The organism is Bradyrhizobium manausense, assembly GCF_018131105.1.
GTDB classification, from domain to species: Bacteria; Pseudomonadota; Alphaproteobacteria; order Rhizobiales; family Xanthobacteraceae; genus Bradyrhizobium; species Bradyrhizobium manausense_B.
This window is the reverse complement of the sequence record NZ_JAFCJI010000004.1, coordinates 166,302-179,451: the sequence shown is the minus strand read 5'-3', so window position 1 is coordinate 179,451 and position 13,150 is coordinate 166,302. Positions and strand designations below refer to the sequence as shown.

Annotated in this window: 12 protein-coding genes; 8 read left to right on the top strand and 4 right to left on the bottom strand. The window is 64.4% G+C overall.

What is annotated here, in order from left to right; translation table 11 throughout:
- Positions 1 to 2: 2 nt before the first annotated feature.
- Both JQ631_RS28945 and JQ631_RS28940 read right to left on the bottom strand, forming a co-directional pair.
- Complete coding sequence (locus JQ631_RS28945; RefSeq protein WP_212332734.1) at positions 3 to 1,070, bottom strand: endo-1,4-beta-xylanase; 1,068 nt, start codon at positions 1,068 to 1,070, stop codon at positions 3 to 5.
- 100 nt (positions 1,071 to 1,170) lie between these two features.
- Positions 1,171 to 2,259, bottom strand: a complete 1,089-nt coding sequence (locus JQ631_RS28940) for a glycosyltransferase (RefSeq protein WP_212332732.1) — start codon at positions 2,257 to 2,259, stop codon at positions 1,171 to 1,173.
- A 278-nt stretch (positions 2,260 to 2,537) separates the two neighbouring features.
- Here JQ631_RS28940 and JQ631_RS28935 point away from each other — a divergent pair, with 278 nt between their 5' ends.
- Positions 2,538 to 3,974 (top strand): oligosaccharide flippase family protein, encoded by a 1,437-nt coding sequence (locus JQ631_RS28935; RefSeq protein WP_212332730.1) that lies wholly within the window; start codon positions 2,538 to 2,540, stop codon positions 3,972 to 3,974.
- 9 nt (positions 3,975 to 3,983) lie between these two features.
- Here JQ631_RS28935 and JQ631_RS28930 read toward each other — a convergent pair whose 3' ends face one another.
- Together JQ631_RS28930 and JQ631_RS28925 are read right to left on the bottom strand one after the other, a co-directional pair.
- Entirely contained in the window at positions 3,984 to 4,718 is a 735-nt protein-coding gene (locus JQ631_RS28930; protein ID WP_212332728.1) for an SDR family NAD(P)-dependent oxidoreductase, read from the bottom strand.
- An 11-nt stretch (positions 4,719 to 4,729) separates the two neighbouring features.
- Positions 4,730 to 5,770 carry a LacI family DNA-binding transcriptional regulator gene (locus JQ631_RS28925; protein WP_212332726.1) on the bottom strand — a complete coding sequence of 347 codons (1,041 nt, stop codon included), beginning with the start codon at positions 5,768 to 5,770 and terminating at the stop codon, positions 4,730 to 4,732.
- A 192-nt stretch (positions 5,771 to 5,962) separates the two neighbouring features.
- Between JQ631_RS28925 and JQ631_RS28920 the strand changes: the two genes are divergently transcribed.
- From JQ631_RS28920 to JQ631_RS28890, 7 genes are read left to right on the top strand one after another with little or no spacing between them, the layout of a single operon-like run.
- Entirely contained in the window at positions 5,963 to 7,264 is a 1,302-nt protein-coding gene (locus JQ631_RS28920) for an ABC transporter substrate-binding protein (protein ID WP_212332724.1), read from the top strand.
- Between the two features lie 59 nt (positions 7,265 to 7,323).
- Positions 7,324 to 8,211 carry a carbohydrate ABC transporter permease gene (locus JQ631_RS28915; RefSeq protein ID WP_212332722.1) on the top strand — a complete coding sequence of 296 codons (888 nt, stop codon included), beginning with the start codon at positions 7,324 to 7,326 and terminating at the stop codon, positions 8,209 to 8,211.
- Positions 8,212 to 8,215: 4 nt separating this feature from the next.
- Positions 8,216 to 9,043, top strand: a complete 828-nt coding sequence (locus JQ631_RS28910; protein ID WP_212332720.1) for a carbohydrate ABC transporter permease — start codon at positions 8,216 to 8,218, stop codon at positions 9,041 to 9,043.
- Positions 9,044 to 9,048: 5 nt separating this feature from the next.
- Positions 9,049 to 10,053, top strand: a complete 1,005-nt coding sequence (locus tag JQ631_RS28905; protein ID WP_212332718.1) for a zinc-dependent alcohol dehydrogenase family protein — start codon at positions 9,049 to 9,051, stop codon at positions 10,051 to 10,053.
- 6 nt (positions 10,054 to 10,059) lie between these two features.
- Entirely contained in the window at positions 10,060 to 11,133 is a 1,074-nt protein-coding gene (locus tag JQ631_RS28900) for an ABC transporter ATP-binding protein (protein WP_212332716.1), read from the top strand.
- Positions 11,130 to 12,080: a sugar kinase gene (locus JQ631_RS28895; RefSeq protein WP_212332714.1), complete on the top strand. Its 951-nt coding sequence runs from the start codon at positions 11,130 to 11,132 to the stop codon at positions 12,078 to 12,080. The genes JQ631_RS28900 and JQ631_RS28895 overlap by 4 nt, the downstream gene beginning before the upstream one ends.
- Positions 12,077 to 13,114: a tagatose 1,6-diphosphate aldolase gene (locus JQ631_RS28890; RefSeq protein WP_212332712.1), complete on the top strand. Its 1,038-nt coding sequence runs from the start codon at positions 12,077 to 12,079 to the stop codon at positions 13,112 to 13,114. Before JQ631_RS28895 ends, JQ631_RS28890 begins: the two co-directional genes overlap by 4 nt.
- Positions 13,115 to 13,150: the final 36 nt, after the last annotated feature.

Below are 13,150 nucleotides of genomic sequence, written 5' to 3'. Positions count from 1 at the left end.
CTTCACACGTCCTTCGTGAACTTGCCGATCACGTCCATGAACGGCTTCGGCTTGAACTCGCCGTCGAGTGGCAGCGGACGGTTCGGCTGCTTGTCCGGGCGCTTGACCAGGCCGTTCATCCAGCTGTAGCGGTCGGAAATGCCCCAGGTCAGGATCGAGCGCACCGGTCCGCTGGTCGAAATTGCCGTCAGGAGATCGTCGACGCGCTTGGCGACGATGGCATCGCGCTCCGAAGGACTACCTGTCAGCTTCTCGTCGTTGACGTCGAGCTCGGTGACGAAGACCTCGAGACCCCATGAGCGCACTTCGGTCACGAAGTCGGCGAGCCCGTGGGTATCGATCTCGAGCTCGGCATGCAGATGCGATTGCAGTCCGACCGCATGCAGCGGAACGCCCTGGTCGAGCAGGTCCATGATGAGGTTGCGGTAGGCGGCGCGCTTGGCGATGAACGAATCCTTCGCCGATTCGATGTCGTATTCGTTGATCGCGAGCTTGACGGAGGGATCGGCAGCCGCAGCGGTGCGGTAGGCCAGCGGAATCCAGCGGTCGCCGAGATGCTGGGTCCAGAACGTGTCACGCCGGTCCTTGACGCTCTTGGGATTGTCAGGGATGGGTTCGTTGACGACGTCCCATGAGGTCAGCTTGTCCTTGTAATAGGACACGACGGTGTTGATGTGATCGACATAGGCGCGCTCGACCGCCTTCGAATCCTTGAGCTGTTTGGTCCAGTCGGGAATGTCGTAATACCAGACGAGAGTATGGCCGCGCATGGTCAGGTCGTTCTTCTGAGCGAAATCATGGATGGCATCGGCGTGCTCGAAGGCGAAGGTGTGCGCGTCCGGCCTCAGCATCGGCCATTTCAGCTCCTGCACCGGAACCACCTGGGTGCAATAGGTGCTGATGGCTTCGCCGAGCCGCGGATCGGCCTGCAGGTCCAGGAGCGTGGCGGCGGCACCATAGCCCGGATGGCGCTGGACAAGTTTCGACACCGGCAGTGCTGATGCCGATGTGCCCGCCGCGAGCGTGGCGGCGCTGCCGAGGATAAATTCGCGTCTGTCGAGCTTCATCACGTGGCTGCAGTCCTTCCGGAACCAACGCGCCATCGTACCAAGCGGCACCTTGCCACGCCGTGGTTTCCCGTCGTTGGGTTAACTTTTGCAGACGGTCGCCTCAGCGCGCCTGGCGCTGCATCACCGCTTCAGCGATGCCGTAATAGTGAAGCGCGCCCTTTTCGAGCGTGAGATGCTCCATCACATAATCGCGAGGTGCGAAGTCGCCCGTGCTCACATGCGACCAGAAATCGCTCCAGCCGGAGCTGAAGCCGCCCGCGTCGATGAACGTGCGGCCGCAGCGGTCGTCGAAATAGGGAACCGAGGACACGCCGCCTTCGTATCTCACGCGATCCGGAAAGTACGCCGGATCCTGCCATGGGCCGCCGCGATCCCAGGCGAACACGGGCACGCCGCTGGACAGCGCCTGCTGGCAGGCGATGCCCTGGCTCTCGTGCTCGCACAGGAAGACCATGCTGCGGCAGCGCGCCAGCGCCGCCTTGTAATCATCTTCCCTATAGTGGCCGTAGCGGATCACTTCGACCGAGCGGCCACTTGCTTCGAGATGCCGGCGGATCGGATCGATCAGCTCGCTCTCATAGCGCTCGTGGTCCCAGCGCACCTTGTCGTAGAGCAGCACGTCGACGCTCTTCTGCGCGGCCGGCGCCGGCGTCCACAAATCGGTTTCGATACCGACCGGCCACACCTCGACTCCGGGCCAATATGGCCGGCACATCTCCGCATACCAGTTGCAGGGCACCAGGATGGTTTGGTTGAGTGGATCCTTGTGATGCGCGGGTACGTCCACGGGATGGTTGTACATCACGACGCCGAGCAGGAGCGGGTTCTTCCAAGCGAAGCGATCGAGCACGAACGGGCGCCCGAGGATGCAGGCGAGCTCCTCCGGATGCTTGCGGATGTAGCTGTAGTCGTTGAGGCGATAGGGAATCCCGACCCGTTCGAGCCCGGCACAGAGATTGAGGAACACACGCCGCTGGCCGCTGATCCAGGATTTTCCGAGCAGCATCCGCCGCAGCAGCGGGCGAATGTGGCGGTCGCCGGGAAACCAGCGATCAGCCCGCTCCTCGAAGAATAGATTGAGCGTCATCCGCTCACCCCCATCCGCAGGGGATGCTGGAACCAGGGACGCATCCGTCCCGCCATGGGGCAGCGAGGCGGGATTCTCTCGCAAACGTTCGGCAACGTCCATCTTCGTCACGTCCACGCATTAACCAAAGGTCGGGCGACGACCTGAAATCATGGTTTCTTTTCGGTGATAGCGTCGGCCGGTTCAAGGACAGGGCAAATTTAACGCTAACGCGCGAAACCCGCCGGCCCGCCCCATTCGCGGGCCGATTTGCAGACTTATGTGACACTCTTGGGAGATGCTGCGGCGCAGTCCAATCGCCGAGCTTTTGATCGTCACGCCAAGGTCCAACTGATCAACGGCCACCCGATTTCAATCAAGGCCGCCAGTCCCGTGCACGCATGCTGAACCGCCATTTCTCCATCTATCTCGTCGCCCATATCCTGCCTGCGGCGGTGGGCTTCTTTGCGGTGACCGCCTACACGCGGCTGCTCACGCCGGCGGAGTATGGCGTCTATGTCGTCGGCATGAGCATCGCCGGCATTCTGGGCGCGATCTTCTTCGTCTGGATCAAGTTGTCGGTGTCGCGCTATCAGGCGATGTCGGGTGAGGTGGATTTTCGCGGCACGGCGATGGTCGCTTTTGCGCTCACGGTCGTCGCCATGTGCGCCGCGACCCCGTTGGTGTTCCTGTTCCGCAGCGACGTCAGTGTCGAGCTGGTACTGGCGAGCATGTTCGTCGCCATCATGTCGAATGCGGTTGATGTCGGCCAGGAGTTCGAGCGCGCGAAGCTGCGGCCCTATCGCTTCGCGGCGATTTCGATCGTGCGCAGCGTCTCGAGCGTGGGTTTCGGCCTGCTCGGGATCTGGCTTGGCTGGGGCGGCATGGGCTTGCTCGCGGCGTTCGGCCTCGGCTCGCTCACCGGCATCGTTCTCAATCTCGTCGGCGATCGCACCAGGATCGCGGGCTTTTCGCGCAGCCAGTTCATGCAGCTCGCGCGCTATGGTCTGCCGCTGACGTTGGCGGGGCTCTCGGTTGCGGTCTACTCGGCCAGCGACCGGCTCATCGTTGCCTGGCTGCTCGGCAAGGATTCCGCCGGCATTTTCGGCGTCGCCGCCGAACTGCCGCGCCAGTTCATGGTCATGATCGCCGGCAGCGTTGCAGCGGCCACCGTGCCGCTGGTGTTCCGCTCGCTGTCGGAGAACAGCAACGACGCGACGCGGCAACGGCTGACCGAGAGTCTCGAACTGCTGCTCGTCGTCGTCGCGCCCGTCGCGATCTGGCTTGCGCTCGCCGCCGACCAGGTCGCGGGTACGCTCGTCGGTGTCGATTTCCGCGCCGGCGTGTCCGCGCTGCTGCCGACGCTGGTGCTCGCCCGCTTCTTCGGCATCGCCAATCAATTCTACGTCCAGCTCAGCTTTCAGCTCGCCGAGCGGCCTTTCATGCTGGCGGCGCAGTCGTTCCTCACGCTGGTCGTGAGCGTGGCGCTGATGGTCGCGCTGGTCGCGAGCTACGGCATCTATGGCGCCGCGCTGGCGACGCTCGCAACCGAGGTGATCGGCTTTGTCGTCGCCGTCACGCTGATGCACCGTGCCCATCCGGTGCCGTTCGATGTCGTCAGGCTTGCCGGCGTTGCGGCATCGGCCGCGGCCATGGCGGGAGCGATCTTCGCCGCGCGCTCGCAGGTCAGCGGCACCGGCATCGTGGCGCTGATCATCGTGAGCCTTGCCGGCGGTCTCGCTTACGTTACGGCTGCGTGGCTGCTGAACGTCGCGAACGTGCGGACCCTGTCGCTGCGATTCCTGCGGACCCTCAATCGCAAGGCGCTGGGCGTGTAGGCACGCGCGCTACCCCGCAAGAAATCCACCATCGACCGCGACAACCGTGCCGGTCGCATATTGCGACGCTGGCATGCAGAGGAAGGCAACGGCGCCGGCAATGTCTTCCGGCTGTCCCCAACGCTTGAAGGCGGTGCGGTCCGCGATGCGCTGATAATGCGCAAGATCGGTGCGGCCGGCAGCGTTGATCGCGGTTTCGATATAGCCGGGCGCGACCGCGTTGACGCGGATGCCATCTTCGGCCCACTTCAAGGCCAGTGCCTTGGTCAGCATCACGACACCGCCCTTGCTGGCGCAATAGGCCGGAATCCGCGGCAGCGCCAACGTCGCGTTCATCGAAGCGATGTTGACGATCGAGCCCTGGGTCTCCGCAAGCCGCGGCTGGAATGCCATGCAGCTTCGGAAGGTGCCGGTGAGATTGACGTCGATCACCTTCATGAAGGTCTCGATCTCGAACTCCTTGTCGCGCGCGAGCATGCCGGCGCAATTGACCAGCGCGTCGACGCGTTGGTGCTTCCCGGCGAACGACGTCACGGCCACGTCATCGGTCACATCGAGCGTCGCGAGCGTAAGACCCGCGCGAGGCTTGAGCAGCGTCCGCGCAACATCGGCTTCGTTCGCGCCGGTTGCGGTCACCGTCGCGCCGAGATCGCAGAACTGGTTGCTGATCGCAGCGCCGATGTCACCGGCGCCGCCGATCACGACGGCATGAAAGCCGGGCGCGAGAGAGAAATTCGAACTCATGGGGCAGGGTCTCACTTCAGGGATTTCGGAGGCGGAGCTGTCGACTCGCGGACCACCAGCGAGAAATCGATCTCGCGATGCATGATGGTCTGCTCGCCGGCGAGGCTGCGCACCAGATATTCGCCGGCGCGCTGCCAGGTTTCTCCGGTCGGAACGTGGATCGTGGTCAGGCTCGGCCGCAGATGGCGGCTCCAGTCGAGGTCGTCGAATCCGATCACGGACAGATCGCGCGGCACGGAGAAGCCGTCGCGTTCCGCCTCGAGCAGCACGCCATAGGCGATGACGTCGTTGCCGCACACCACGGCGGTCGGGCGGTCCTTGAGGCTCAGGAGATAGCGCGCGGCCTCGCGCGCGTCGTCCAGCGTATAGGGCACTTCGACATGCCATTGCGCCGGAAGCTCGATGCCGTTCTCGGCCAGCGCGCGGCGAAAGCCGGCCACGCGGGCGCTGGCGCGGTCGTTGTTGCGCTGGAGTGCCGAGACGATTCCGACGCGGCGGTGGCCAAGTTCGATGACATGGGCGGCCGCGCGATGGGCTGCGGCTTCGTTGTTGGTGCCGACGCAAGGATAGGGCCTGTCGGGCTGGTAGATGCCGACATTGATGAACGGCACCACGTTGTCGGCGAGCAGTTTTCGCAAGCCGTCGTGATGGCAGTCGCCGCGCAGCACCAGGCCGTCGACACCGCGGCTGATCAGATTGCGCGCCTGCTGCAATTCGACGTCGAGATCGTAGCCGCTGGTGGTGAGGAACAGCATGTATCCGACCGACGACAGATATTGCTGGAGCGATGCGATGCCGCGCGCGAACATCGTGTTGTCGATCGTCGGCACGATCGCGCCGAGGGTGCGCGAGCGACGCGACGACAGGATGCGCGCCGGCGCATGCGGGATGTAACCCAGCGCGTCGATGGCCTGTTCGATGCGCGCACGCAGGGACGGGCTCACCGCATCGGGATTGTTGAGCGCGCGCGAGACCGATGCGGTTGAAACGCCGGCGCGGGCCGCCACGGCGCGGATGCCCTGTTTCACAGACTTGGCGTTGGTCAGTTTCATGAATGTAACGTTACATGCTCGGCCGCGAGCCATTTAGCAGCGCGAATGACGCAAATCTGCCGCAGATTATGCGGCTTGTCCATCGCTTGACACAGCGAATGTGAGGTCTATTTTGTAACCGTTTTCAGTGGTGCCCAAAACGCGTTCAAGATGGTCCGCCAGCTTAAGGCGGCCAGCCCGGAGGAGAGTTCGATGAAGGCCAGGATGCTCGCGACGCATGTCGCGTTACCCGTTCTTGCGATTGCCAGCGTCAGCGTGCAGGCGCACGCGGCCGATTTCGACTGGATGAAGTTCAAGGGCAAGACCGTCACATTTCTCGCCAACAACAATCCGGTCTCGCAGGCGCTGCTGACCTACAAGGCCGATTTCGAGAAGCTGACCGGCATGACCCTGAAGGTCGACGGCTATCAGGAGCAGCAGATGCGCCAGCGTCTGGTCACGGTCATGAATGCCAACAGCGACGAGGTCGACGTGTTCATGACGCTGCCCTCACGCGAGGGCGAGCAGTTCGCGGCTGCCGGCTGGTATGGCGATCTTACCGCAATGGCCAAGAACGACGTCGCCAAGGACTATGACCCGGCCGGGCTGAGCCAGGCGCTGCTCAAGGCTGCGACCTTCGGCGGCAAGCTCACCAGCATGCCGATGAACATCGAAGGCCCGATCTTCTACTACCGTACCGACATCTTCAAGAAGTGCGGGCTCGAGGCGCCGAAGACCATCAAGGATGTCGAGGCTGCCGCCGAAAAAATCAAGACCTGCGACAGCGCCGTGACCCCGTTCGTCTCGCGCGGCCTCAAGCCCGCGGTCGCCTATACCTTCAGCAACATGCTGCACAATATCGGCGGCAGCTACATTGCGAACGGAAAGTCGAATCTCTGCTCGGCCAAGGGCAAGGAGGCGCTCGACACTTATAGCCGGTTGCTGCGCGACTTCGGTCCGCCCGGCGTCGTCAATTACAGCTTCCAGCAGATTTCGGCGCTGTATCGCGGCGGCCGCGCCGCGATGGCGTTCGAATCCTCGAATGAGCTGCGCACGGTGATGGAAGGCGGTGCGCGTCTGAAGGACACCGGCCTGCTGCCGTTCCCGGCAGGCGATGCCGGCCAGGTGCCGACGACGATCGGTTGGGGCATGGCCGTGTCGTCGCACAGCAAGCAGCCGGATGCAGCCTGGTACTTCGTGCAGTGGGCCACCAGCCCCGAGGTGCAGAAGAAGATGGCGCTCCAGGGCATTGCGCCGCCGCGTCCGTCGGTCGCCAACGATCCTGAATATCGCAAATGGATCGACGAGGAGCCGGTCCGCAAGGAATGGCAGGCTGCGCTCGACGTGCTCGCGACCAAGGGCACCTCCGAGGTCGGCTATCCCATCGTCGCCAACCCGGAATCGCGCGAGTTCATCGGCCAGGCCGTGCAGGATCTGATCCTGAAGCAGAAGCCGATCGACCAGGCCTGCGCCGATGCCGACAAGGCGCTCGATGCGCTGATCGCGAAGAAGTAACAGCCTGACGCCGGCAGGCGTGCTGCCTGCCGGCACCTCATCCTCAAGGACACGCACGGATGTCTGATACGGCTGCGACACTCACGCAGGACCGGCAGAAGCTGGAGATGGCGGCGCTCTCGGCGCCAGCCGTGGTCTTCACGGTCGCGATGATCGCGTTTCCGGTCGTCTATACGATCTGGCTCGGCTTCCAGACGTTCTCTTCGACCGGCAAGCAGTCCTTCGCGGGTCTCGCCAATTATTCGAAGCTGATCTCCGATGTCGAGTTCTGGCACGGGCTGTGGATCACCATCGCGCTGTTCGTGCTGTCGCTCGTGCTGCAGCTCGTCTTCGGCGTCTGGTTGGCGCTGGTGCTGTTCCACGCCAAGCGGCTGCCGGGAATCGTGCGCTCGCTGTTCATCTCGCCCTTCATGATGCCGCCTGTCGTGGCCGGCATGATGTGGCTGGTGATCCTCGATCCCTCGTTGGGCGCGGCCAACTATATCCTGCAGTCTTTAGGCCTGCCGCCTTCGGATTGGCTGGCGTCGCCGACCTGGGTAATTCCGACCGTCGCGCTGATCGACAGCTGGCAGTGGACGCCCTACGTCGCCCTGATCGTGCTGGGCGGCCTGCAATCGCTGCCGCCGAGCGTCTACGAGGCCGCGCAGATCGACGGCGCATCTCCGTTCAAGACGTTCCAGCGCATCACGCTGCCGCTGCTGCTGCCGACCATCGTCACCGCTGCCATCCTGCGCAGCGTCGATTTGCTGCGCTTCTTCGACATCATCTACATCACCACCCAGGGCGGTCCGGGCAACGCCTCGAACACGCTCAACATCTACGGCTTCCGGGTCGGCTTCGAATTCTTCAACATCGGCTATGCCAGCGCCCTGATGCTGACGCTGACGGCGATCGTGTTCGGCGCCGTGCTCGCCTTCAACCGCCTCCGCGGCGCAGTGGCGTGGTGATGTCATGAACGATGCCGCCAACACCGACCGCTGGATCCGCTGGCTCAACACGCTGCAACTCGTCGTCGCCGGCTTGCTCATCATGGCCCCGACGGTCTGGATGGTGCTGTCCTCGTTCAAGCCGTCCTTCGAGGTCACGGCCTATCCGCCGACGCTGGTCTTCTCGCCGACGCTGGAGAACTACGTCGAACTGACCAGGACGACGCCGTTCCTGAGCTACGCGCTCAACAGCCTGATCGTCACGGTCGGTTCGACCGCGCTGGGGCTGCTGTTCGGAATTCCTGCCGCCTTCGCCGTGTCCTGGACGCGGATTACCTGGCCGGCAATCCTGACGCTGGCCGCGCGCATGGCGCCGGGGACGCTATTCCTGCTGCCGTGGTACGTCATGTTCCGGCAAATCGGCATGATCGGCTCCTACACCGCGCTGATCCTCAGCCACGCAGTGATCACACTCCCGATCGTGATCTGGGTTTTGCTGCCGTCCTTCGATGCCATTCCGCGCAGCGTCTTCGAAGCCGCGCAGGTCGACGGATGCAGCGTCTCGCGCATCCTCTGGCGCATCGCGCTGCCGCTGGTGGCATCAGGTATCGCGGTCTCGGCGATCCTCGCCTTCGTGTTTTCGTGGAACTACTTCCTGTTTGCGCTGGTGCTCTCCAATGGCGACACCAAGACGCTGATCGCGGCGGCCTTCAACTTCATCGGCGAGGGCTCGACGCAATGGGGTGCGCTCATGGCGGCTGCGACGCTGATCGCATTGCCGCCGCTGGTGCTGGCGGCCCTGGTTCAGCGCTGGCTGGTGTCCGGACTGACGCTCGGCGCGGTGAAAGGCTAGATGAGATGAACGTATCCCCCCGTCCGAACTCGATCATGCAGGCTGCGGTCTTCCACGGCAATGACCGCATCACCATCGAGCGCGTCGCAATGCCCGACGTGGGCGCCGGCGAAGTGCTGGTGCGCGTCTCGCGCACCGCGCTGTGCGGCTCGGACTTCAAGCTCTGGCACAAGGGCGCCGAGTTCACCGCCGGTCACGAGATCTTCGGTGTCGTCGAGCAGCCCGGCCATCGGCTGCACGGACGCCGCTGCGCCGTCTACATCCCCTTGCATTGCGGCCATTGCGCCGCCTGCAAGCGCGGCGATACCCAGATGTGCCTGGAAGTCTCCAGCCTGATCGGCTGGAACAGGCCGGGCGGCTACGCTGAATACGTGCCGGTGCCGGAGAACTGCCTGCTGCCGGTGCCCGATGACATCGAGGACAGCCTGGCGCCGCTGTTGCTCGACACCATCGGCACGTCGGGCCACGCCGTCAGATTCGTCAGTCGCGTCGTGCCGCCGAGCGAAGCCGGACCAGTCCTCGTGATGGGAGCAGGGCCTGTCGGCCTCGGGGTCGTGCTGGCGCTTCGCGCACTCGGCTATGACGATATTTACGTCGCCGATCCCAATGCGGCGCGCTTGAAGATCGCGCAGTCCTTCGGTGCGAAGGCGCATCCGGTCGGCGATACCTCGAAGCGCTTTGCGCTCATCATGGAATGCTCCGGCGCGCATGCGGCGCGCAATCTCGGCATCGAGCTGGTGCTGCCGCGTGGCGCGCTGGTGCTCGTCGGCGAGAACGCCGCCCCCTGGACCATCGAGGAAGGCAAGGTGTTCCGCCGCAAGGATTTCTACATGATCCGGACCTTCTATTTCCCGGTCTCGGATTTCGAGCCGAATGTCGAGCTGCTGCGCAAGTACAAGGACGAATACCGCGTTCTCGTCGATGGCGAGTTCGGCCTGTCTGCTCTGCCCGAGAATTTCGCCCGCTTCGCCAAGGGCGAGTTGATCAAGCCTGTGCTGGCGCTGGACTGAGCGATCATGGCCTCAATCTCGATCCGCAACCTCACCAAGCGCTACGGCAATTTCACCGTGATTCCCGATCTCAATCTGGAGATCGCGGACCACGAATTCGTCGTGTTCGTCGGTCCGTCCGGCTGCGGCAAGTCGACCTTGCTGCGCATCATCGCGGGCCTCGAGCCGATTTCGTCCGGAGATCTCTATATCGGCGACAAGCGCGTCAACGGTGTGCAGGCTGCGCAGCGCGATATCGCCATGGTGTTCCAGGATTACGCGCTCTATCCGCACATGCGCGTTTACGACAACATGTCCTTCGCGCTCGAATTGCGGGGAACGCCCAAAGCGGAGATCGACACGCGGGTGAAGCGCGCCGCCGCATTGCTGCACATCGAGCCCTACCTCGACCGCAAGCCGAAGGAGCTGTCCGGCGGCCAGCGCCAGCGCGTCGCCATGGGTCGCGCCATCGTGCGCAACCCCAAGGCGTTCCTGTTCGACGAGCCGCTGTCCAATCTCGACGCCAAATTGCGCGGTCAGGTCCGTGCCGAGATCAAGGCGCTGTCGCAGGAGCTGAAGACCACCATGGTCTTCGTCACCCACGACCAGATCGAGGCCATGACCATGGCCGACCGCATCGTCGTGCTCCAGAGCGGCACCATCCAGCAATACGATACGCCGGAGACGGTCTACGAGCGGCCGGCCAACCAGTTCGTTGCCGGTTTCATCGGCTCGCCCGCGATGAATTTCTTCCCGGTCGAATGGCGCCAGGAGCGGCCCGTTCTCTCGCAAGGGGGAACGGTCGTGCCGCTGGACGGCGAGACGGCGAGCCGCCTGAGTCTGGCCGGCAATGCCGTGCTCGGAATTCGTCCGGAGCACTTTGCCGTCGCCGCTGACGGAGCCGATGGGATCGCCATCGACGTCAAGCTGGTCGAGCCGCTCGGCTCGGATACGCTGATTCATTTCGATCTCGCCGGCGGCTCCGCCATCGCGCGGGTCGATCCGGCGTTGCGGCCGAAGGTCGGCGATCGCATCACTCTGCGCGCGCAGCCGGGCAAGACGCATCTGTTCGATGCCGCCAACGGACAGGTTCTGCGGTGAGCTCGTCACACAATATCGGAGATCTCGCGGGCGTTGCCTCCGGCGCAAAGCCCGTGCACGTGATCTGCCTCGGCCTGTCCGCGCTCGACCAGGTCTGGCGCGTCGATCGGCCGTTCGCGGGGGGAAGCGAGAAGATCAAGGCCCTCGCGTACGGCACGCTCGGCGGCGGCATGGCCGCCAATGCCAGTGTCGCGGTGGCCAAGCTCGGCGCGTCCGTCGCGTTCTGGGGGCGGGCAGGGAATGATGCCGCCGGCCATGAGATGAAATCGGCCTTCACGGCTGAAGGCGTCGATGTCGAGAATTTTCGGCTGTTTCCCGAGGGACGCTCGTCGGTATCAGGCGTCATCGTCGACAGCTCCGGCGAGCGGCAGATCGTGAACTTCCGCGGGCTCTATCCTGAAGCCGCTGGCTGGCTTCCGCTCGAAGCGGTCGCGCGCGCATCCTCCGTGCTCGCCGATCCGCGTTGGGTCGAGGGCGCCGCGACGCTGTTCGGCGAAGCGCGGGCGCGCGGCATCCCGACGGTCCTCGATGGCGATGTGGCTGATGCGGAAGTGTTCGAGCGGCTGCTGCCGCTGACCGATCACGCGATCTTCTCCGAACCCGCGCTCACCGCCTTTGCCGGCTCGGCCGATGACAAATCCCTCGGAGCGCTCGCGCGCTTCGGCTGCAGCGTCGTCGCCGTGACGCGCGGGGAGGGTGGCGTCAGCTGGTACGGGAGCGGTCAACTGCACCGGCAGGCCGCCTATGCGGTCGAGGTCGTCGATACCACGGGCGCGGGCGACGTCTTTCACGGCGCCTATGCGCTGGCGATCGGCGCCGGCCTCGACGTGCCCGCCGCCATGGCGTTTTCGGCGGCGACAGCCGCCATGAAATGCCGCCACGCCGGCGGCCGCAACGGAATCCCCACCATCAACGAATGTCTTGTATTCATGAGGACGAAGCCATGAGAACGATTGGAAAGAACCGCGGCCTGGCACGGCTTGCTGACGCGGATGGCCACTTTCGCATGGTCGCGCTGGATCAGCGGCCGCCACTGTTCGATGCCATCGCGAAAGCCAAGGGCATCACGCGCGAGCAGGTCGAATACTCCGACGTCACGGCGGCCAAGCGTCTCCTGGTCGAGAACCTCGCGCCGCATTGCAGCTCGATGCTGTTCGATCCGAATTTCGCGGTGCCCGCGGCGATCGACCTGCTGCCGCCGCGCTGCGGCCTGATCATGACGCTGGAAGAGCACCGCGTCGAGGAAACCGCTGCTGGACGCAAGTCGCGTGCGATCACCAATTGGAGCGTGGACAAGATCCGCGCCATGGGCGGCGACGCCGTCAAGGTGCTGGCCTGGTACCGGCCGGACGCCGATGCCGCCGTGAACGAGCATCAGAAGAAGTTCGTGCGCGAGATCGGCGAGGACTGCGCCCGTCACGATATCCCGTACGTGCTCGAGCTGCTGGTCTATCCGTTCCTCGGCAGTGCCAACCACACCGCCGATTACGTGGAAGCGCCCGGCAAGCTGCCGGGCCTCGTCATCGACAGCGTGCGCGAGTTTGCCAAGCCGGAATACAACGTCGATCTCCTCAAGCTGGAGAGCCCGCTGGCGGCCAACGGCCTGCCGGCCCGCGACGGCAGCGCCGAGGCAAAAGCCGCGCAGAGGGAGTTCGACGCGATCGGCGATATCTGCCGCGCGCGCAACATTCCCTGGGTGCTGCTGTCCGGCGGCGCTGCGCCCGAAAAGTTCGAGCGCGTGCTCGATTACTCCTACGCCGCGGGTGCAAGCGGCTTCCTGGCGGGCCGCACCATCTGGCTCGACGCGGTGCTGAAGCATTTCCCGGACCGCGCGGCGGTCGCGGCCAGCCTGCGCAAGGATGGCCTCAACGTGCTCGAACGGCTCAGCGAACTGACCACGGCCAAGGGCACGCCATGGAAGGCGCGTTATCCTGTCTTCACCGACATCAAGCAGGAAGGTGACTTCGCGCGCGCTTACTGAGATGTTAGTGGTTCCGCGTGGTCTCGCAGGATCTGC